This window comes from Pseudofrankia inefficax (assembly GCF_000166135.1).
Lineage (GTDB): Bacteria > Actinomycetota > Actinomycetes > Frankiales > Frankiaceae > Pseudofrankia > Pseudofrankia inefficax.
The window spans coordinates 7,567,293-7,588,545 of the sequence record NC_014666.1; the positions used below are offsets into that span (position 1 = coordinate 7,567,293).

At 73.9% G+C, this 21,253-nt stretch carries 17 protein-coding genes; 5 read left to right on the plus strand and 12 right to left on the minus strand.

Annotated elements, in window-relative coordinates; genetic code table 11:
- Positions 1–38: 38 nt before the first annotated feature.
- Positions 39–1,124, minus strand: a complete 1,086-nt coding sequence (locus FRAEUI1C_RS30510) for an adenosine deaminase (protein ID WP_013427241.1) — start codon at positions 1,122–1,124, stop codon at positions 39–41.
- A 263-nt stretch (positions 1,125–1,387) separates the two neighbouring features.
- Here FRAEUI1C_RS30510 and FRAEUI1C_RS30515 point away from each other — a divergent pair, with 263 nt between their 5' ends.
- Together FRAEUI1C_RS30515 and FRAEUI1C_RS30520 are read left to right on the plus strand one after the other, a co-directional pair.
- Entirely contained in the window at positions 1,388–3,679 is a 2,292-nt protein-coding gene (locus FRAEUI1C_RS30515; protein WP_049807035.1) for a serine/threonine-protein kinase, read from the plus strand.
- Positions 3,680–3,736: 57 nt separating this feature from the next.
- Positions 3,737–5,275, plus strand: coding sequence for a serine/threonine-protein kinase (locus FRAEUI1C_RS30520; protein ID WP_013427243.1), 1,539 nt, complete (start codon positions 3,737–3,739; stop codon positions 5,273–5,275).
- A 216-nt stretch (positions 5,276–5,491) separates the two neighbouring features.
- Here FRAEUI1C_RS30520 and FRAEUI1C_RS30525 read toward each other — a convergent pair whose 3' ends face one another.
- From FRAEUI1C_RS30525 to FRAEUI1C_RS30560, 8 genes are all read right to left on the minus strand, one after another.
- Positions 5,492–5,860, minus strand: a complete 369-nt coding sequence (locus tag FRAEUI1C_RS30525; RefSeq protein WP_013427244.1) for a hypothetical protein — start codon at positions 5,858–5,860, stop codon at positions 5,492–5,494.
- Positions 5,861–6,355: 495 nt separating this feature from the next.
- The gene (locus tag FRAEUI1C_RS30530) at positions 6,356–6,856 is read right to left on the minus strand and encodes a GNAT family N-acetyltransferase (protein WP_013427245.1); all 501 of its coding nucleotides are present in this window, start codon (positions 6,854–6,856) and stop codon (positions 6,356–6,358) included.
- 32 nt (positions 6,857–6,888) lie between these two features.
- Entirely contained in the window at positions 6,889–9,399 is a 2,511-nt protein-coding gene (locus FRAEUI1C_RS30535; protein WP_083819656.1) for a RecQ family ATP-dependent DNA helicase, read from the minus strand.
- Positions 9,400–9,541: 142 nt separating this feature from the next.
- A complete protein-coding gene (locus FRAEUI1C_RS30540) occupies positions 9,542–9,826 on the minus strand; it encodes an SCO4848 family membrane protein (protein ID WP_013427247.1) in 285 nt (94 codons plus the stop codon).
- A 94-nt stretch (positions 9,827–9,920) separates the two neighbouring features.
- Positions 9,921–11,234, minus strand: a complete 1,314-nt coding sequence (locus tag FRAEUI1C_RS30545) for a D-alanyl-D-alanine carboxypeptidase family protein (RefSeq protein WP_013427248.1) — start codon at positions 11,232–11,234, stop codon at positions 9,921–9,923.
- 144 nt (positions 11,235–11,378) lie between these two features.
- Complete coding sequence (locus FRAEUI1C_RS30550; RefSeq protein WP_013427249.1) at positions 11,379–12,200, minus strand: DUF1003 domain-containing protein; 822 nt, start codon at positions 12,198–12,200, stop codon at positions 11,379–11,381.
- 506 nt (positions 12,201–12,706) lie between these two features.
- Positions 12,707–13,429 (minus strand): GNAT family N-acetyltransferase, encoded by a 723-nt coding sequence (locus FRAEUI1C_RS36825; RefSeq protein ID WP_013427250.1) that lies wholly within the window; start codon positions 13,427–13,429, stop codon positions 12,707–12,709.
- 270 nt (positions 13,430–13,699) lie between these two features.
- Positions 13,700–14,968: an NAD(P)/FAD-dependent oxidoreductase gene (locus FRAEUI1C_RS30560; RefSeq protein WP_013427251.1), complete on the minus strand. Its 1,269-nt coding sequence runs from the start codon at positions 14,966–14,968 to the stop codon at positions 13,700–13,702.
- Between the two features lie 247 nt (positions 14,969–15,215).
- On the opposite strand from FRAEUI1C_RS30560, the gene FRAEUI1C_RS30565 reads away from it, so the two are divergent.
- Positions 15,216–16,067 (plus strand): serine hydrolase domain-containing protein, encoded by an 852-nt coding sequence (locus FRAEUI1C_RS30565; RefSeq protein WP_013427252.1) that lies wholly within the window; start codon positions 15,216–15,218, stop codon positions 16,065–16,067.
- 91 nt (positions 16,068–16,158) lie between these two features.
- A complete protein-coding gene (locus FRAEUI1C_RS30570; protein ID WP_013427253.1) occupies positions 16,159–17,493 on the plus strand; it encodes a YihY/virulence factor BrkB family protein in 1,335 nt (444 codons plus the stop codon).
- On the opposite strand, the gene FRAEUI1C_RS30575 is transcribed toward FRAEUI1C_RS30570, so the two are convergent.
- Complete coding sequence (locus FRAEUI1C_RS30575; protein WP_013427254.1) at positions 17,490–19,715, minus strand: NADP-dependent isocitrate dehydrogenase; 2,226 nt, start codon at positions 19,713–19,715, stop codon at positions 17,490–17,492. The genes FRAEUI1C_RS30570 and FRAEUI1C_RS30575 overlap by 4 nt on opposite strands.
- 326 nt (positions 19,716–20,041) lie before the next feature.
- On the minus strand, positions 20,042–20,458 hold the full coding sequence (locus FRAEUI1C_RS41330; protein WP_232425182.1) for a DUF3017 domain-containing protein: 417 nt from the start codon (positions 20,456–20,458) through the stop codon (positions 20,042–20,044).
- Between the two features lie 223 nt (positions 20,459–20,681).
- Between FRAEUI1C_RS41330 and FRAEUI1C_RS30585 the strand changes: the two genes are divergently transcribed.
- On the plus strand, positions 20,682–21,029 hold the full coding sequence (locus FRAEUI1C_RS30585) for a hypothetical protein (protein WP_013427256.1): 348 nt from the start codon (positions 20,682–20,684) through the stop codon (positions 21,027–21,029).
- A 45-nt stretch (positions 21,030–21,074) separates the two neighbouring features.
- Here FRAEUI1C_RS30585 and FRAEUI1C_RS39875 read toward each other — a convergent pair whose 3' ends face one another.
- Positions 21,075–21,245: a hypothetical protein gene (locus FRAEUI1C_RS39875; protein WP_157735099.1), complete on the minus strand. Its 171-nt coding sequence runs from the start codon at positions 21,243–21,245 to the stop codon at positions 21,075–21,077.
- Between the last annotated feature and the right edge of the window lie 8 nt (positions 21,246–21,253).

Consider the following 21,253-nt stretch of genomic DNA (forward strand, 5'->3'; position numbering starts at 1 on the left):
ACCTTTTCGCTAGCCAGTCGCGGGTACCGGGGCGCCGGTCAGGCACCGGGCGCGCTCGCGGCCAGCGCGTCGAAACCGGGCTTGATGACGTCGTCGATCAGGTCGAGGCGCTGGTCGAACGGGAGGAACGCCGACTTCATCGCGTTGAGCGTGAACCAGCGGATGTCCGACCAGCCGTAGCCGAACGTCTCCACGAGCGTCGCGAACTCGCTGGAGAGGGTGACATCGCTCATCAGCCGGTTGTCGGTGTTCACCGTGACGCGGAAGCGCAGGTCGCGCAGCAGGCCGATCGGGTGCGTCGCGATGCTGCGGGCCGCGCCGGTGTGGACGTTCGACGACGGGCACATCTCCAGCGGGACCCGGGTGTCGCGGACGTAGTTCGCCAGCGGGCCCAGCGACGCCTGGCCCTCCACGTCGACGGAGATGTCATCGACGATGCGGACCCCGTGACCGAGGCGGTCCGCATTGCACCACTGCACGGCCTCCCAGATCGACGGCAGGCCGAACGCCTCGCCGGCATGGATCGTGAAGTGGCCGTTGGCGCGCTGCAGGTACTGGAAGGCGTCAAGATGACGGGTGGGCGGGTTGCCCGCCTCGGCACCGGCGATGTCGAAGCCGACGACCCCCTGGTCACGCCAGCGGACCGCGAGCTCCGCGATCTCCAGCGAGCGGGCCTGGTGGCGCATCGCGGTGCACAGCACCCGGGCGTGCAGGCCGGTGCCCTCGGAGCCCGCGCGCAGCCCGTCGAGCACCGCCTCGACGATCGCGTCCAGCGACAGCCCGTTCTCGGTGTGCAGCTCGGGGGCGAACCGGATCTCGGCGTAGACGATGCCGTCGGCCGCCAGGTCCTCGGCGCACTCGCGAGCGACCCGGGCCAGCGCCTCGGGCGTCTGCATCACCGCGACGGTGTGGCTGAACGTCTCCAGGTAGCGCACGAGGGAACCGCTGTGTGCGCCGCCGCGGAACCAGCCGCCGAGCTTGGTGACGTCGGTCGTCGGCAATGCCGTGTAGCCGCACTCGTCGGCCAGCTCCACCACCGTCGCCGGACGCAGCCCGCCGTCCAGGTGATCATGAAGAAGCACCTTCGGCGCGAGCCGGATCTGGTCCAACGTCAGCGATGCCATCGCCACCTCCCCATCCCCCCGTCGCCGTCGGTTCGAGGCTAGGGCACGGGACCGACAATCCGAGCGGCCGATCCGCCGACGCGCCCGGTGCGCGACAGTCGGACAATCAGGACGGCGTACGGCCGCGGCCGGGGAGCACAACCTCACCGGACGCCGGGTGATCAGGCTCGACCGAGTGGGCACGCAGGACCGGCCCGCTCGCGCGTTGGCCGGGGGACGAACGAGAGAGGTACCACGAGATGGCAGGCGAAGGCCGGTCAGCAATGGGATCTGGCCTGCCAGCGGGCTCCTCGGGGCACGCCCCCGGAACGGTCGTCGGCCGGCGCTACCGGCTCGACGGGGTCATCGGCGTGGGCGGCATGGGCGTGGTGCACCGCGCCACGGACCAGATCATGCGGCGGACCGTCGCGGTCAAGGAAGTGCGGATGCCGACCGGCAGCCCGGCCGCGAACGCGGACGCCCGGGAGCGGGTGCTGCGCGAGGCGCGGTCCGCCGGCCGGATCCACCACCCGGGCGCCGTCGGCGTGCTGGACGTCATCGACGACGGCGAGCTGCCGTGGATCGTGATGGAGCTCGTCGAGGGCGAGCCCCTGTCGGCCAGGGTCGAGCGCGAGGGCGGCCTGCCGGTCGAGGAGGTCGCCCAGATCGGGATCTCACTGGCCTACGCGCTGGACGCGGCACACCGCCTCGGCGTCGTGCACCGCGACGTCAAGCCCAGCAACGTCCTGCTCACCCAGGACGGGCAGGCCAGGCTCACCGACTTCGGGATCGCCGTGAGCAACGGCGACCCACGGCTGACCAGGACGGGCGAGGTCGTCGGCTCGCCCGCCTACCTGGCCCCGGAGCGCGCGCACGGCGAGCCGGGCGGACCGGAGTGCGACGTCTGGGGGCTCGGCGCCACGCTGTACGCGGCCGTCGAGGGCGAGCCGCCGTTCGGTGGCGCGACCCCGCTGGACATCCTGACCTCCGTGGTCGAGGGCCTGATCCGCCCGCCTCGGCACGCGGGCAGGCTCGGCCCCCTCCTGGACGGGATGCTGTCCCAGCGGGAGCTGGACCGCCCGACGCTCACCAGCGTGCGGACCCGGCTGCGCGACCTGGCCGGCGAGACGCCGGGGCGCCCGTCGGTGGCCGGCCAGACCAGGACCACGACCCGCCCGACCGGCCCGCCCCCCAGGCGGCCAGCGACGTCGTCACCCGGCCGCGCCCCGGCCGCACCGCCGTCGACGCCAGGGCCGGCGAACCCCCGGCCGGCGACAGCCCGGGCGGCCACACCGGCGACCCCTCGCCCGGCCGCGCCCAGCCCGGCCGCGCCGGTCACCCCACTGCCGGTCGAGCCGACCGCCGCCGAGCCCGTCACGGCATCGGCGGCCGGGGCCGGGCCGGCGGCGGACGGTACGGCGGCCGCCAGCGGCACGGCGCTGGCCGGACCGACCCGGGTGCTCGCCGAGGCACCCGTCAGCGAGGGGTCCCCGGACCTCCAGCCGGCCGAGGTGCCGAGCGCCGAGCAGGAAGCCGCGCCGGCCACCAGCGGAGCCGACGAGGCCCGGGTCCCGACCACGGTGATCATGAAGGACGTCCTGGCCGACGAGACGGTCACGGACGGGCGCGACCCGCGCACGGACGAGGCTCAGCCAACCAGCACTTTGGTGGGTGGCCCGTCAGTCAACCAGCCGACGCCGGACGCGACCGAGGTCCTCCAGCCGCGCGGCGACGCTGGCGAGCTCGACGACCTCGCCCGCTACTGGGCCTCGGGGTCCGCCTGGACGTCCAGCAGGCCGGCCGGCCCGCCCGACGACGGCCCGGCCAGCGAAGACGCGTCCGGCCCGGTGGAGGACCCGCCCAGGCCACCCCGCCCGAAGCGCCCCGGCGAGGAGACCCCACCCCGGTCCCAGGCGGAACGCCGCGCGGTGATCGTCCTGGCCGTTCTCGTCGTGGTGCTCGCGCTCGCACTGGTCGCGGTCCGGCTGTCCGCCGACGACGGCAAGGACAACCGGCCCGCGAGTGCCCCCGCCGCGGCCACCTCCGACCTCGGCCCGAGCGCCCCCGCGAGCGCCGTCCCGGACGGCCCGCTGGCGGCCGCCACGACCACCGTGACCCCGCCACGCGGCTGGGTTTCCTACGTCGACGCGGCCGGCTGGTCGCTCGCGTACCCGTCGAGCTGGAAGCGCTCGGCGGGCGTCGGCGGCACCGGAACGGTCGACTTCACCAATCCGGCCACTGGTACGGTTTTGCGCGTCGGAAGCGCGGGCCAGGCACCGGCCTCGATCCTGCGGGACTGGCTCACGAACTTCGACACCGCATCACAGGGCGGGCCGATGGGGCTGACGGACTACCAGCGGCTACGGCTCGCGCCGGTCGGCACCGGCGACGGATCCACCGAAGCCGACTGGGAGTACACGTACAGCAAGGACGGAGGCAAGGTCCATGTGCTCTCCCGCGGCGCCGACCGGGGCGGCCACGGCTACCTGCTCTCCTGGCAGACCGAGGACAAGCAGTGGGCCAGCGACCAGGGACTGAGGCGGCAGCTGTTCGCGACCTTCCGCCCGGCGCCGTGACGGCCACCGGGGCGCCCAGCGCGCACGTCGGCCGCCCGATCTGTCAGACTTGACTCGATGGCCAGATCGGCGAGTGTGCCGCCGGAGACTTCCCGGAACGGCACCCCAAGCATCGTCGCCGGACGATACCGCCTCGACGCACCGATCGGTCGAGGCGGCGCCGGCGTCGTCTGGAGCGGTGAGGACGAGGTCCTCCAGCGTCGCGTTGCGATCAAGGAGATACTCGTCCCGCTCGCGGGCGCCCAGAACGAGCGGGACGCGCTGCGCGCGCGGGTGCTGCGAGAGGCGCGAGCGCTCGCGCGGCTGAACAGCCCCTCCATCGTCGCCGTCCACGACGTGGTGGAGGAGTCCGAGCGGCACTGGATCATCATGGAGCTCGTCGACGCGGAGAGCCTCGGCGACGTCATCCGCACCAACGGCCCGCTGCCGCCCGACCAGGTCGCGGCGATCGGGCTGGAGCTCATCCACGCGCTCGGGGCCGCCCATCAGAAGGGCGTGCTGCACCGGGACGTGAAGCCCGGCAACGTGCTGCTGGGACGGGACGGCCGGGTCCGGCTGACCGACTTCGGCATCGCGGCGACCGAGGGCGACATGACCCTCACCGGCACCGGGGCGCTCGTCGGCTCGCCGGCCTACATCGCGCCGGAGCGGATCCGCGGCTCGTCCGGCACACCGTCCAGCGACCTGTGGGGCCTGGCCGCGACGCTGTACTCGGCCGTGGAGGGAACCCCGCCCTACGAGGGCCCGGAGACGTACGCCGTGCTCTCCGCGGTCGTCGAGGGCCGCCGGCGGGCCTTCCGCAACGCGGGGCCGCTGCGCAGCCTGCTCGGTGACCTTCTCGACAAGCCGGCCGAAGAGCGGCCGGACGCCGACGAGGTCCGGCAGCGGCTGACGCCGATCGCCCGCGGCAGCGAGCCGGTCCCCCTCTTCGTGATCAACGGCCCCGGCGTCGACGGCGCCACAGCGGTCGACGACGGCCTGGAGAAGGTCAGCGACGGTTCCGGCTTCCCGGCCCCCGACGCCGACGGGGACGCTGACTCCCCGTTCGCCAAGGCCGCCGCGCTGCGGGCCGTCGAGGACGAGATCTCCAGCACCAGCTCCGACGAGCTGTCCGGGCTGGAGGCGGTCTCCAGCGGCCCGTTCCCGCGGCCGCGCCAGCCGGCCCGGCGGCAGTCCGATCGGCGGCCGTTGGTGTTCGCGGCGCTCGCCGCCCTGGTCGTCGTGGGAGCGGCGGTCGCGGTCAGCCTGCTGCTGACCCACCGCGGCAGCGGGAACAACCAGCAGCCGACCTCGGTGACCGGCTCGCCGTCCGCGGCGACCGCCTCGGCCGGGACGCCGGGCGGCCTGCAGCCCATCGAGTTCCCCACCTCGGAGGTGCCGGCGACCGAGCCGTCGCACCATCCGTCCCTGTCACGCACGTCGGCGCCGGTGCAGGTCACGACGCCGCCGGCGATCACCTCGACGCCGACGCCACCACCCGCGACGACCCCGCCGGCGACCACGCCGCCGCCGTCCAAGACACCTCCGCCCACCAAGACAGCGCCGCCTACCGGCAGCGCGAGCCCGACCTGTTTCTTCACGCCCTGCCACACCTGACGCCGGGCCTCTGACGTCGCGGGCCGGTCTCGCGGTGAGGTCGGGCCAGGAGAAAGACCTGAGCCCTCTAGGACAGGCCCCTTGCGTGGGCTGTCCTAGAGGGCTCAGGTCTGTGGTGCCCAGGTCTGGTGCTCAGGGTCTGTGATGCTCAGGGTCTGTGGTGCTCAGCTCCAGGGTGCGCGGGTCGTCCGGTGGGCCTGGCCTGGCGGCAGGTGGTCAGCTGGCGCGAGGCATCAGATCCGTGGCGCGCAGCACGCGCAGCAGGTCCTCGGGGTCGACGATCAGGCGGCCGGTCGGCGGGTGGGTCGAGTCGGCCTCGTCGTACTGGAGGTCGGCTGGCAGGCTGTAGAAGTCGGCGAGGTGGCGACACAGCTCCCACAGCCGACGCTCGGCCGCCTTCTGGTCCCGCCAGCGGCGCTCGGCGTCGACGTCGGTCTCCGCGCTGCCTTCTCGCTCAAGCCGATGCGAGCGGCATAGTCCCTGAGGGTCGCCGGCCAACGCCTTCTTGCTGCATCGGTGCGCGACATACCCTCGACCACCGCCCATGACCATCGCCGTGCAGCGGTCGTCCTCTTCCCACACCATCCCGGCCCGTCACCGCCTTCGCTGTTCGCCAGTCAGAAGAAGCCGTGTAACCAGGCTAGGGGCTTTCAGCCAGATGTCCATGGTTCCGGCATTGAGTTCACAACGCCGATACACAAGACGGCCGACGTGACGACGCTGGTCACGAACTTGCTGCCACACAAAGGAATCCAGCTAGCCGACAGCAGGCAGTCGGGTACGCTCGGCACCGAATCGCGGACCAGAAGGTGACAACGTCGGGACCATTCTCCGACCCCGCCCCGGTGATCGCGTCAACCGCACATGATGAACGCCACCCAAAGAATGTGACGCGCACCACTTGGGTGCAGGCCATCCAGAAATAGTCGCGACCTTGTCTCCGAGAAAGGCATATAGCCCTCCACGGACGACCCTCTTCAAGCGGCATAGTTATAGCGCGCAGAAAGGCCGAGCCGCGCGAACCACCCGGGGCGGGCCGAGATGATCCCGGCAATTCGTGACCCAGCGTGACATTCGAGGTCAGAGGAACCGGTGCATGATGTGCATGTCGACCTCGCCGTGGACGGCGTGCCGGAACCCGCGCGGCACCGTCCCGACGATGATGAAGCCGAGCGATCGCCACAGGTTGAGTGACGCGACGTTGGTGGTCACCACCGCGTTGAACTGCATCGCCCGGTAGCCGAGGTCCCTGGCGGCGGCCAGGCAGTGCAGGCCGAGCTGGCGCCCGACCCCCAGGCCCCTGGCCTCCGGCGCCACCATGAAGCCGGCGTTCGCGACGTGGTCGCCGAGCGTGAGCTGGTTCGGCTTGACCTGATAGGTGCCGACGATCCGGCCGTCCGGATCGAGCGCGACCCAGGTCCAGGCCGGCGGCGGCGCGAGCCACATCGCCTTCCCGGCGTCGCTCGACGTGGCCGGGTCGTACGGGTAGGTCTCGCCGGCCGCGATGACCGTGTGCCACAGCGGCCAGAGCCCGGCCCAGTCGTCGTCCACCGCCGGCCGGATCAGCACCTCGACACCCATCACCCCATTGTTCCGCTTTGGCCGGGCTTGGCTCAGCCGGTCTCGACGGCCAGCGCGAACGGGAGGACGGCCGGGGCTCCGGCCTCACGCAGCAGGCGCGCGGCGACCGTCATCGTCCAGCCCGTCGCGACCACGTCGTCGACCAGCAGAACCGGCCCGTCGGCCCGCGCGATCCCGGTGGCGACCGCCGGTGGGACGGTGAACGCGCTGACGAGGCCGGCGAGCCGGTAGGCACTGTTGTGCGAGGCGCCGGCGGACGGCCCGTCGGCGACCCGGTCGAGCGCGCCCAGCAGCGGCAGCCGGCCGATCGCGGCGATCCGGCCGGCGACGCTCTCGACCAGCCGCGGCCGGGACCGCGACGGCAGCGCCACGACCGCCGCCGGGCGCCGCTTCCAGTCCCACGCCTTCAGCGTCTCGACGATCGCCTGGACCAGATCATCCGGTATCGGCTGGTCCGGGGCTCCCGGAGCGAGCATCGGGCGTAGCCGGTTCCCCCAGCCCACGTCGTTGAGCCTGGCGAGCACCCGGCCCGGCTCGGCCCCGGCGCCGGCCGGAATCCGTCCAGACAGGCTCACCCCGAGGGTCTTCATCCCGGTCGGCCACATCTTGCGCGGCTCCAGGACGACGCCGGGGCGGCGCAGCTCGGTCCTGGCCCGTTCCCGGGCCGCGTCCGAGACGTCCGCGTCCCAGCTCTGTCCGGTGCACCGGTCGCAGCGGCCACAGGCGGCCGCGTACGGGTCGTCGAGCTGGCGGCGCAGGAACTCCATCCGGCAGTCACCGGTGGCCAGGTAGTCGAGCATCGCCTGCTGCTCGGCGGCCCGCGCCGCGGCGAGCCGCGCGTACCGCTCGGCGTCGTAGTACCACGGCCGGCCGGTCGACTCCCAGCCGCCGCGGACCCGGCGGACCGCGCCGTCGACGTCGAGCACCTTGAGCATCGACTCCAGCCGGCCCGAGCCGACGTTGACCGCCGCCAGCAGGGCCTGCGTCGACAGGGCTCGCCCGGAGCCGGCCAAGGCGGCGAGGACGTCACGGACGATCGCCTCGGGCGGGAAGGACGTGTCCGCGAAGTACTTCCAGATGTCCCGGTCCTCGGCGGCCGGGAGCAGCACCACCTCGGCCCGTTCGACGCCACGGCCGGCGCGGCCGATCTGCTGGTAGTAGCTGATCGGCGAGCTGGGCGCGCCGACGTGGACGACGAAGCCCAGGTCCGGCTTGTCGAAGCCCATGCCGAGCGCCGAGGTCGCGACCAGCGCCTTCACCCGGTTCGCGAGCAGGTCCTCCTCGGCGGCGATGCGCTCCGCCGGCTCGGTGCCACCGTGGTACACGGCGACGGTGTGTCCCTGCGCCCGCAGGAAGCCCGTCAGCTCCTCGGCGGCCGGCTTGGTGAGCGTGTAGACGATGCCCGACCCGGGCAGCCGGTCGAGATGCTCGGCGAGCCAGCCGAACCTCGCCTCGGCCGACGGCAGCGTGACGACGGCCAGGCGCAGGCTTTCCCGGTCCAGGGCGCCGCGCAGCACCAACGTCCCGGCCGCCTCCCCCGTTCCGTCGCCGAGTGCGCTCCCGCCGGCGCCCCTGGCAGCGCCCAGGGTGACGCCGTCGTGGCCGCCGGCTCCGAGCTGCTCCGCGACGTCGTCGACGACCCTGCTGTTCGCGGTCGCCGTGGTGGCGAGCACCGGGACATCCGGGCCGAGACCGGCGACCAGCGTGCGCAGCCGGCGGTAGTCGGGCCGGAAGTCATGGCCCCAGTCGGAGATGCAGTGCGCCTCGTCGATCACGAGCAGGCCGGTCGAGGCGGCCAGCTCCGGCAGGTAGTCGTCCCGGAAGGCGGGGTTGTTCAGCCGCTCCGGCCCGACGAGGAGCACGTCCAGGTCGCCGGACCGCAGCGCCGCGTAGACCTCGTCCCACTCGGTGACGTTGCCCGAGTGGATCTCCCCGGCCCGGATGCCCAGCCGGGCCGCGGCCTGGGCCTGGTTGCGGATCAGCGCGAGCAGGGGCGAGACGATGACGGTCGGGCCGACCTTGTTGCGCGCCGCGGCGTTCCACCCGGGCCGGCCGGGCGGCGGCACGCCGGGCTCGGCCCAGCCGGCGGCAAGGTCCTCGGGCGCCTGCGGCACGGACGACGCGTCGTAGTCCGGCGGCTCGAACCGGTCGTCCTCGGGCTCGTGGCCAAAGTCCGCGTAGCCGTCCTCGTCGTCCGGCGGCTCCACCGGCCACGGCTCGTCGTTCCAGGCACCCGTGGCCACGGCCGCCCCGGCGGCGCCGGTCGCGGCGGCCGGCAGGGCGCCGCGCTCGCGCAACAGGGCGGTCGCCAGGAAGTAGACGGCCGACTTGCCCCAGCCCGTCCGCTGCACCAGCAGCACCCGGCGCCGTCGGTTGACCAGCGCGTCGATCGCCTGCCACTGATCCTCACGCAGCCGGGCATGCGGCCCGGCCAGCTGCCGCAGCAGCTGCTGCGCCCGCTCGCGGGTGTCCAGGGCCGCCACCTCGACGGAACCCGTGGCGGCGGCCACCTCCGGCGCCAGCCTGCTCGCGTCCACCGCCATCACCCGTCCGCACTCGTCCGAAGGAGCTGTGTCCGAGGAGCGGTGCGCGCACGTGCCGTCCGCCGCCATCGCCCGTCGCCGCCCTGTCTATCCCACGCGTGCGACAGTCCACGACCGGGCCCGGCGGCCGGCCGGGCGCTCGCTAGCGGGTGGAGTCGACCAGGTCGCGATCCGGCTCACCGGTCGATTCCGGGCCACGAGCATCCGCTCGGGCGCGCAGCAGGCCACGGGCGCCGAGCCAGGCGACGGCGGTGCCGATCGCCAGCGAGACGACGGTCAGAACCAGGTGGACCAGGAAGAACCCGGTCGGGCCGTCGTGCCAGGCGCGGGGGTCCTTCCAGATGTTGCGCAGGAAGGTAGGCCAGATCACCCACGACCAGACGCCCACCAGCACCAGGAACCAGGCGGCCCGTTTCGACAGAGTCACCCCTCCACCATCGCAGCCGGTCCACCCGGACGGCCAAGGCGCCCGCGTCACACCGGGCCAGCGGCGGCGCCGCTCAGGCCCGGAGTGAGCGGCGTCACCGCCCGCGGGGGCCGGATCCAGAGAGGTCCCGCTGGCGCCGACGGCGGTGCGGGCCGGTGCCGCGCCGCTGCGGTGGGAGGGGCCGCGCCGTCGCCAGATGCCGCGCCCGGGCACGTTGCGCGTCGCGGCGCGCGCGCACCCGCTTCCGCCGGTGCCCGGCGGCCGTCAACAGACCGGCGAGAACCGTGGCGCCGAGCGCGAGCCAGGTGATCCAGCCGGGACCGGAGCCGCCGTGGTGCCGGCCGGCGCCAGACGCGGAGGCCGGACCGCCGGCGAGCCCGCCGATCCCGGCGCCGGTAGGCGGTACCTCGTCCCCCACCGTGGGGGCGGGCGGCGGCGCGGGCAGCATGCCGACCGGCGCCGCCACGCCGTCGTTCGCGAACCCCCAGTCGAGCAGCGCCCGGGCGTCCGCGGCGTAGTTGGGCGCGGCCCGCAGCAGCGCCACGACCAGCGTCCGCCCGCCCCGGCGCGCGGCACCGACGTACGTGGCGTCGGCCGCCACGGTGTAGCCGTTCTTCACCCCGAGGGTGCCCGGATACCTGCCCAGCAGCAGGTTGTGGTTCTGGATCTCGAAGGAGCCGCCGTTCGGGGTGGGCAGGACGGCCCGCGGGATGGTCAGGTACCGGCTGATGACGGGCTGCGCGATCGCGGCCCGGCCGAGGATCGCCAGATCACGCACGGAGGACAGCTGCCCGGGTGCGTCCAGGCCGGTCGGGTCGACCGCGTGGGTGTCCGTGGCCCCGAGCGAGGCCGCCAGCGCGTTCATCCGCGCGACCACGGCGTCCCGGCCGCCGACGGCGTCGACGAGGGCGACGGTCGCGTCGTTCCCGCTGGCGATCAGCATCGCCGTCGCGAGGTCGCGCACCAGGTAGCTCTGGCCCGGGACCAGCCCGACCTTCGTGCCGTCGACGGTGACGGCGTCCCGGCCGACCGTCACCCGCCGGTCCGGTGCCAGCCCCGGCAGGACGACGAGCGCGGTGAGGATCTTCATGGTGCTCGCGGGCAGGTCGCGGGTGTCGGCACCCTTGGCCGCCAGGATCTGGCCGGTGTCCGCGTCGGCGACCAGCCAGCCCGCCGACGTCAGCTGCCCGGGCAGGCTGGTGGCGCCCGCGCCGACCGCCAGCGCCGCGGGTGGCACAGGTCCGGCGGGTGACTCGGCCCGCGGCGGGCCGGCGCTGGCCGGCCCGGCCGGCGCGGCCGCGGCCGGTTCGCCCGCCAGCGGGAGAACGACCGGGGCGAGCAGCGCCAGGACGACGGTGACGAGGACCCTGGCGAGCCGAACCCGTCCCGCCACACCCACCGCGGCCATCGGCGGGCTCACCAAACGTGAGGGGTCGAGCCAGCAGCGTTCACGGTGTCACCGTACGTGGTAACGCCAACACGGTGCGACACGGGTGGCGGGAGGGACTCGGCCGTCAGGACCTCTGGCCCGGTGGCGCTGGTGGGGCGCCGCCTAGCCGGACTGGTCGCCCAGAAGGTCCGGGCTGCGACGACAGTCGGGCGAAAGAAGCGCGGACGCGGTGCTGGCGGCCGGGCCCGACGCCGCGCGGCGTCGCTCGCCGCCGGTCCGGTGCCCTCCGGTCGAGCGGGTCGCCGCCGACCGGCTCGCGCGCCGGCCGCCGACCCCGTTCGGGGCCGGGTCGACGTCGGTCGAGGTCTCGCCGCCGGCCACCGCCCGTGCGCCGACACCCGCGGCCACCGGCAGGACCACGGAGCCGGGGCCCTGCGCCGCGGCCTGGGTGTCACGCACGGCGTCGAGCACCATCAGCCGCAGGTCGTCACGCAGCGAGTCCAGCTGGTGGGCGAGCTCGCCGCGCAGGTACTGCCGCGTCGCCGCGTCGCTCTGGGCCAGGCGCAGCGCCGCGACCTCACGGGCGAGGAACTCGGCGTCATCCCGGATCCGCAGCGCCGCGGCGCGGTCCTCCGCGACGGTGGCCCGGTCCCGGTCGTCCTGCCGGTTCTGCGCCAGCAGGATCAACGGCGCCGCGTACGCGGCCTGGGTCGAGAAGGCCAGGTTGAGCAGGATGAACGGGTACGGGTCCCAACGCATCAGCGGGATGGCCACGTTCAGGCCGATCCACACCACGACCAGCACGGTCTGGATGGCGAGGTAGCGCCCGGTGCCGAGAAAACGGGCGATGCGCTCCGCGCCGCGGCTGAACGCCTCGCGGTTCACCCCGCGCGGCAGGAGCATGGTCCGGCCGGGCGCCGGGACGTCGAGGCGCTCCGCGGCTCGCCGGGACACGACCCGGCTGGCGGTGGTCGTGATGCTCATGGAGGTTCCCCGTTCCGCGCGCCTGGCCGCCGGAGCAGAGCCGTCGAGTCGCGGCGCACACGTTAGAGCAGGCCGCATGACGGCGGCCCGGGCCGAGCTTTGACAAGATCGGCCAACCCCACCCAGGGAAGGACACAGGACGGCTGCCGGGCGCGATGGCGCTGGGCAGCACGGCGCGGGCGCGTGAACGCGCCCAGGGAACTCAATCCCGCCGAGCCAGCTCGCCCACGGCGAACCGGCTCCTGGCTAGCTACGCCGCGTTACCTTCCGTCGAGCGTCAGGTGGAGGTGGCCGTAACTAGAGCACCCGCCAGGACTCACAGCGGCCACCTCCTCGCGGTCGTCCTCGCTAGAGGATCCGATAGGTTCTTGTCAAGGATAACGGCCGGTTCCGCTACGCCCCACCTGGGGCTGCCGTGATATTGGTCCTTTGCCCGACGCCGCAGCGGATGCCGGCCCACGCGATGTCCAGCCCGAGGGTCTCGGCCCGAGGCCGGCCGAGCCGGGCTACCAGCGTTCGCGTGCCACGGCGTCAGGAGCGCCGTCCCGAGCGGCGCCACCAGCGCGCTCGACGCCCGTGAGGACCTGCGTCATCCGCAGCCAGCGGCGCTCGTCGCCTGGATCGCCCGACGGTTCACCGTCGACGGCGAACCCATGGCGCTCGTAGAGCCGCCGCGCGGCCGCGTTGTCCAGGTTGACCCACAGGGTGACCTCCCGCGCGCCGACCTCGCGGGACCAGGCGACCGCGGCCTCGACGAGCGCGTCACCGGCACCGATGCCACGCGCCCACGGCGCGATCCACATCGCGGCCAGCTCCCGCCGGTAAGCCTCCGTCGCGGGCGCGTAGGCCCTCGCCAGGCCGCACGGGGTGCCGTACCGGCTCACGATCGCCACGTAGTCGTCCTGGCGAGTCGCGCAGTCGATCGCCCTGCGGTCCCAGCCACTGGCCGGAACCGTCAGCTCGTCGCCGACGCAGCCGGAGAAGGCGCGCGGCGCGTCCGTCAGCGCCAGCAGCCGCAGTGACCGCAGCAGCAGCGCCTCGTCCGCCCGGATCCGGCGGGTCTCGACCTCGATGGGTCCCTGCTCGACCGTCGTCAGGTCGACCGACGCGGGCTCACTCGCGGCGTCGGCGGGGCGCGCCGCATCCAGCGACGCGACGTATCCGCCAGGCGCGGCGATGGCCGCGGGCGCCGACGCTACCGCGCCGACGTTCGTCCCCGTCGCGTTCATCGGCTCCTCTCAGGACAGTGGCAGGCGCGGTGCGGCAGTGCCGCGAGATGTCGCTCGGGCGCGCGGTGCCACGGGCAAAAGGCTAGGACCATGTGCTCGGCTGCGAGCGATCAGGTTCGCACATTCCGGGCCCTCACGTCCGAGGGTGGCACGAAGGCCACGGAACGCGGACCCCTCGGCGCGGCCCCGAAACCGGACGTGACCAGCACCGACGCCGGCCCGCCGCGGCCGCGCCACCGCGGTTGCTGACCGCCCTCGGGCGCCCGCCGCTCAGCGGCCCAGCCGCAGCGCTCGGCGGGCCACGATCCGGGCCAGCGAGGCGGCCGGGATCGTGCCCCGACCGAGGCCGATCTCGACCAGGGTGTCGTACAGCTCCGTACGTCTGCTGGCCGCGTGGACGGCGGCGTCCATCAGCGCGCGGTGCCGGCCGGCGAGGCCGGCCAGCAGGGTCGTGTGCCGCAGATGGCGGCCCAGCTCGCCGGCGAGCGCACGCCGGTAGGCGCCGCCGGCCCGCTCCGGCCGGCCGGCGGCGACGGCGGTCATCGCCGCGTCGCCGGCGAGGGCGCCGGACAGCAGCGCGTAGTAGATCCCCTCGCCGGTCAGGGGGTTGATCAGCGAGGCGGCGTCCCCGGCGAGCAGCACCTGGCCGTCCGGCTGGCGTGGCCGCGCGGTGGACATCGGCAGGTGGTGGGCCCGCAGCGTCCCCGGGTAGGCCGGCTGGTCGGGCAGGATCGCCGCCAGCGTGCCGTGCAGCACCGCACGGCCGGACCGCTCGTCGGCGCCAGCGGCGCCGCGGGCCGCGGCCGTGGCGTTCAGCTGGGAGCGCAGCATCCCGAAGCCGATGTTCGCCCGGCCGTCGCCGATCGGGAACGACCAGGCGTAGGCCGGCCAGCCCTCGTCCGTCATCTCGATGTACTGCTCGGGCGGGATGTCAGCCTTGGGCGCGTCCGCGTAGGCGCGAACCGCGATCGCGAGCGAGTCCGGCGGGTTCACCGCGATGCCCAGCGCCCGGCGCACCGCGGAGTTCGCGCCGTCCGCGCCGACGACGACCCGGGCGGCCAGCGCGCCGCCGTCCACGACGACCGCCGGGCCACCGTCAGCCTCGGTGACCGCGAGCTCGCGGACCCGGTGGCGCACGACCCGGGCGCCGCGAGCCTGGGCCGCCGCGAGGAGGCGCGCGTCGAACACCATCCGGGGGATGACGTGGGTGGCCCGGGTCGACGGGGTGGCGACCTCGGCGCCGCCGGGGGTGCGCAGCCGCATCCGGTCGACCGGCCGGAATCCGGCGGCGGCGTCCGGCACGCCCAGCTCGCGCAGCACGTCGAGCCCGTGCGGGGCGATGCCGTCGCCGCAGGTCTTGTCCCGCGGGAAGGTGGCCAGGTCCGCGATCACCACGGTCGCGTCCGGCCGGTGGCGCAGCGCCGCGAGGGCTGCGGCGGCACCGGCCGGGCCGCCGCCGACGACGAGCACGTCGGCGACCCGGCCACGCAGCTCGGCCGGATCGGTGACCGGCACCGCCGGCGGCTCCAGGAGGCGCATCGCCCCAGTTTCGCAGCCGGCGCCCCTGGCGGCTGCCGCCGGTCCCCACCAACCGTCCCCGGGCCCTTCCCACCAGACTCCCGAGACGGCCCACGGGACCCCCTGACCGGACCCACCAGACTGGCCGGCCCGGCCCAGACCTACGTCGCGGCGGTCCCGAGGGCGCGGTCGTGGCCACGGCGTATGAGTGATCACACCTGGCTGGCGCCGGGGGGCTCGGGTGGGGGGTGTTCGTAGAGTTCGGGGGGTGGAGGCGCTCAAGCAGGTGGCCGACTGGCCGGTTCCGTCCGTCGCGGCGGTGGTGCTCGCCCGCGCCGCCGACGGCTCCGTACGCAGGGTCGGCGAGATCGGCGACCAGGCGGCGACGTTCCGGCTGGCGAGCGTCTCCAAGACGATGTCGGCCTACGCGGCCCTGCTCGCCGTCGAAGAGGGCGCGTTCGGGCTCGCGGACCCGGCCGGGCCGCCTGGGGCCACCGTCGCGCACCTGCTGGCTCACGCCTCGGGGCTGGCGTTCTCCGGGCAGCGCGTCCTGGCCCGCCCCGGCACCCGGCGGATCTACTCCAACACCGGCATCGAGGAGCTCGGCCGGGTGCTGGAGGGCGCGACCGGGATCGCGTTCGCCGACTACCTGGCCGAGGCCGTCTTCGCCCCGCTCGGCATGACGGCCAGCCGGCTGGTGTCGTCGCCGGCGCACGGCGTCGAGGCGACGGCCGCCGACGTGGCCACGTTCGCCGCCGAGCTGCTGCGCCCGACGCTGCTGGCGCCCGAGACATACGTCACGGCGACGGCGGTCGCCTTCCCCGGGCTGGACGGGGTGCTGCCGGGCTTCGGCATGCAGCGGCCGAACGACTGGGGACTGGGCTTCGAGCTGCGCGGCACCAAGGCCCCGCACTGGACCGGGTCGGCCAACTCGCCGGCGACGTTCGGGCACTTCGGCCGGTCGGGGACGTTCCTGTGGGTGGACCCGGTCGCCGGGGTGGCCTGCGTCGCCCTCACCGACCGGGATTTCGACCAGTGGGCGGCCGACGCCTGGCCGGTGTTCTCCGACGCGGTCCTGGCCGAGGCCGCCGCGCTCGACATCCAGCACCTCGACGCCTAGCACAGCGCGGTCGCCCGGGCTGTCGCGGACTGAACGCCGACGGCGCGGCGGGGGTGATTCCGCAGGCGTGCCAGGGGGTATCCCGCCTGTCGTGGACGGCATCCGCGGCACCTTCGACACGGCCCGCCGAGGGGTCTCCGGCGGTGTCTCGACGACCCGCCGATCGCTTCCACCGCTCGACCACACGATCCGCGCCTACGCGCGCTACGGAGCGAACGGCGGCGACCGGCTCGCGGCCTCGACGACCTACTACGTGTTCCTGTCGTTCTTCCCGCTCGTGGCGCTGCTGTTCGCCGCGGCGGGCTTCGTCGTCGACTCGTACCCGGATCTGAAGGACGACATGGTTCGGCAGATCAACGGCTACCTGCCTGGGCTGGCCGACAAGCTGAACATCAGCAGCCTGGGCACGCTCAAGGTCGGAATCGGCGTGCTCGGCCTCGTGGGCCTGTTGCTGGCCGGGTTGGCGTTCGTCTCGGCGCTGCGGGACGCGATACGGCTGATGTGGCACCAGAACACCGATGCCGGCAACCTGATCACTCGACGGCTGCGGGACATCCGGGTGCTCGCCGGGCTCGGGCTGCTGGTGGTGATCTCGCTGGCGCTGACGAGCCTCGCGACGTCCGCGAACGGGGTCCTGCTGCGCGCGACCGGGATGGCGGGCAGTTCGCTGGCCTCCTGGTCGGCCAGAGGCCTGGGCGTGCTGCTGGCCCTGATCGCCGACCTGATGGTGTTTCTGTACCTGTTCTGGCGGCTGCCTCGGCAGACGAGTCGACGAGCGGTCGCCCGGGCCGCCCTGCTCGGGGCGGTCGGGATCGAGGTGTTCAAGCTGGTCGGCACCTGGCTGGTCGGCAAGACCACCGACAACCCGATGTACGGCACCTTCGCGGTGCTCGTCGGTCTGCTGATCTGGATCAACATCGTGATGCGCTGGACGCTGTTCGCCGCCGCCTGGGCGGTGACCGCGCCAGGCAACTCGGACGTCTTCCCGTCCGGCACCGCGGACCAGCAGGCATCGGAGACCGACACCGCGGCGGACGAGCCGACACAGGAAGGGGCGGCACAAGAAGGGCCGACACAGGAGGCGGACCCGGCGCGGGAGATCCCGGCCGCCACCGGAGCGGCCGGCGTCGCGGACGAGTCGTCGCCAGCCAGTCCGCCGGCGCCGGCCGACGCGGGCGACCCATCGCCCGACCGGCACTGGCTCGCCGACCGGTTCCGCGGGGTCGTCCTGCGACGGCACCCAAACGCGCCACGGCACCCCGCGGCCGCCCTGCGGCCCACGACGGCGCAGGGCCCCGCGGCCGGACCGACAGCGCCCACCCGACCTGCGCCGGACCCGCCGTCAGCGAGGACGGCGCCGCGCGACGAGGCGACGACGGCCGCCCCCGCCCCAGCGCGGGGCGAGGACGGCCGAAGCAGCCGCTAGCCCGCGTTCAGCGTGGCGATCGCCTCGTTGAAGGTCGCGGACGGGCGCATGACGGCGCTCGCCTTGACCGGGTCGGGCTGGTAGTAGCCGCCGATGTCGGTCGGGGAGCCCTGCACGGCCAGGAGCTCACCGGTGATCGTCGTCTCCTGGTCGGCGAGCGACTTGGCGAGCTCGGCGAACGCGGAGGCCAGCTGCTCGTCGGCGGTCTGCGCGGCGAGCTCCTGGGCCCAGTAGAGGGCCAGGTAGAAGTGGCTGCCGCGGTTGTCGATCCCGCCGACGCGCCGGGCCGGCGACTTGTTCTCGTTGAGGAACGTGCCGGTCGCCCGGTCGAGCGTCTCACCCAGGATCTTGGCGCTGGCGTTGCCGGTTACCTGGGCGAACTGCTCGAAGCTGACCGCCAGCGCCAGGAACTCGCCGAGGCTGTCCCACCGCAGGTAGTTCTCCTTGACCAGCTGCTGGACGTGCTTCGGCGCCGAGCCACCGGCACCGGTCTCGAACAGGCCGCCACCGGCCATCAGCGGCACGACCGACAGCATCTTGGCGCTGGTGCCCAGCTCCAGGATCGGGAACAGGTCGGTCAGGTAGTCGCGCAGCACGTTGCCGGTGACCGAGATGGTGTTCTGGCCCTTGCGGATCCGCTCCAGCGAGTAGGCCGTCGCCGCGACCGGCGAGAGGATCTCGATGGTCAGGCCCGTCGTGTCGTACTCGGGCAGGTAGGCCTTCACCTTGGCGATCAGCTGGGCGTCGTGGGCGCGGTTCTCGTCGAGCCAGAACACCGCCGGGTCGCCGGTCGCCCGGGCGCGGGTGACGGCGAGCTTCACCCAGTCGCGGATCGGGGCGTCCTTGGTCTGGCACATCCGGAAGATGTCGCCCGCCGCGACCGGCTGCTCCAGAACCACCGTGCCGGCGTCGTCGACGACCCGCACGACGCCGTCCGCCGCGATCTCGAAGGTCTTGTCGTGGGAGCCGTACTCCTCGGCCTTCTGGGCCATCAGACCGACGTTGGGCACCGAGCCCATCGTCGCCGGGTCGTAGGCGCCGTGCGCCCGGCAGTCGTCGAGGACGACCTGGTAGACGCCCGCGTAGCTGCTGTCCGGCAGCACGGCGAGGGTGTCGGCCTCGCTGCCGTCCGGGCCCCACATGTGGCCCGAGGTGCGGATCATAGCCGGCATCGAGGCGTCGACGATGATGTCGCTCGGCACGTGCAGGTTGGTGATGCCGCGGTCGGAGTCGACCATCGCCAGCGCCGGGCCGGCGGCGATCTCCGCCTCGAAGGATGCCTTGATCGCGTCACCTTCGGGCAGCGCGGCCAGGCCCGCGAGGATCGCGCCCAAGCCGTCGTTCGGGGTGAGGCCGGCGGCGGCGATCGTCTCGCCGTAGGCGGCGAATGTCGACGGGAAGAACGCGCGCACCACGTGGCCGAAGATGATCGGGTCGGAGACCTTCATCATCGTGGCCTTCAGGTGCACCGAGAACAGCACGTCCTCGGCCTTGGCCCGGGCGATCTGGGCGGTGAGGAACTCGCGCAGCGGGCCGACCCGCAGCACGGACGCGTCGACGACCTCACCGGCGAGGACCTTGACCGAGCCCTTGAGGACGGTGGTCGTGCCGTCGGCCGCGGCCAGCTCGATGCGCAGCGCGCCGCCCGCGCCGATGACCGCCGACTTCTCGGTGCTGGCGAAGTCGTTCTGGCCCATCGTCGCGACGTTCGTCTTCGAGTCGGCGCTCCAGGCACCCATCTTGTGCGGGTGGTTGCGGGCGTAGTTCTTCACCGAGGCGGGGGCGCGCCGGTCGGAGTTGCCCTCCCGCAGCACCGGGTTCACGGCGCTGCCCTTGACCGAGTCGTACCTGGCGCGGACCGCGCGCTCCTCGTCGGTCTTCGGCTCGTCCGGGTAGTCCGGCAGCGCGTAGCCCTTGCCCTGCAGCTCGGCGACCGCGGCCTTCAGCTGCGGGATCGAGGCCGAGATGTTCGGCAGCTTGATGATGTTCGCCTCGGGCCGCAGGGCCAGCTCGCCGAGCTCGGCGAGCGCGTCGCCGATCCGCTGCGACTCGTCGAGGTACTCCGAGAAGGTCGCGATGATGCGGCCGGCGAGCGAGATGTCGCGGCTGTCGACGGGTACGCCCGCGGCCGCGGCGTACGCCTGGATCACCGGCAGGAACGAGTACGTGGCCAGGGCCGGCGCCTCGTCGGTGAACGTATAGATGATCGTCGAATCAGTCACCGCTACTCCGCTTCGCGTTCGCTGCATCTCGCGAGCAGGACGTGGGTCCCGCTCAGTCGAACCTATGTCCCGCTCATCCCGTCTTCGCCGGCCCGCGGGAGCCGATGACGGGTCACGGCACCGGAGAGGGCGTCGAAGAGCCGGCGAGCGTCACGCGCGGCGGCCTGGCGACGGGTCAGCGAGGTGATCGCGTCTCCAGGCGGCATGGGCGGCGCCCGCGAGGCTACCCCGCGCAGGGGGTGGCCGGTGGCGCTGTGTGCGCGAGATTGCAGCCGACACCCGCCGATCGGGCGGCGCCGGGTCCGCCGCGCCATCCGCGTGCGCGGCTAGGCGACCGCGATCGGGAGCGGGACCGTCAGGGTCAGGCCGATCACGGCAGCGCCGAGCACGGTCAGCAGGACGGTGTCGAACAGGCGGCCCCGCACCGCGAGCAGGCCCATCCGGTGGGCCGGCAGGACCAGCCGCGCCGCAGCCAGCACCAGGAGCACGGTGCCGATCCCGAACAGCCCGACCCGCCACCGGTTCTGCGCGACGACCAGGATCATTCCCACGACGACGCCGGCCAGGGCCGCCGTCAGGGCGAACTCGCGCACGAACCAGGGCCCGCCACGGCGTCGCTCGGCGGCTCGCTGCGCCTTCGCCCGGGCTCGCGAACCGGCCCTGGCCCCGACCGGCGGGGGCTCGTTGTAGCCGGAGCGGCCTTCGCCAGCCGTGGTGACGGCGCCCGGACGCGGCAGACCCACCGGCCCCTGAGGTCGTAGCGGCTGCTGGTGCACCGCGTCATGCACGGGCCGCGGCTGTCGCGCGCTCACGGTGCTACGCCCAGTCCGGCCACGCCCGCAGTGTAAGGAGCCAGCTGACTCCCCAGCACACCCACCCACTCGTGGCAAGCACCCCCCACCGCACAGCACTCACGCGGACTAGGGCAGACTGCCCCGTCAGGTCCCACAGCAGGAGGAGCGTGACGTGGCAGACGAGTCGCCACACAGCAAGAAGCTTCAGGAGCTGATGTTCCGGGCGTGGGAGACCTTCGGGGACGCCCGCCATCTCGACAGCGACGACCGCGTGTTCGTCCAGGCCCTGGCGCGCCAGACCGCGGACCGTATCTCGGTCCTCTACGGCGCTTCCTGGCGCGAGGCGCTCGACTGGGTCTCGCAGCGTTACGTGCCGAACAGCGACGCGCCGGGCGGCCCGGCCACCGCCGCGACCGCCACCGCCACTCCGGCGACCGGCACCAGCTCGGCCACGACGACGACCAGCGCCACCGGCGCGGCCCGCCGGGGCACCACCGCCGCGGAGTCGACGAGCGTCTGAAGCGCTGGCGCCGGCCAGCGGCCGCCCCCTGCCGCCCCTGAGGGCTCAGCGGGACCAGGCGTGCCGCCGGCTGGCGCCACCGACCAGCACGCAACACCCGCTCTGCCACCGCGCCCGGAAGTCAGCCGGGCCGGCGACGAGCACGGCCAGCCCGCGGACCCGCGCACGCGGCGGGAACGCCGGGCCGGTGGTCGTCGCGACCCCAATCGGCGCCACGACCCGGG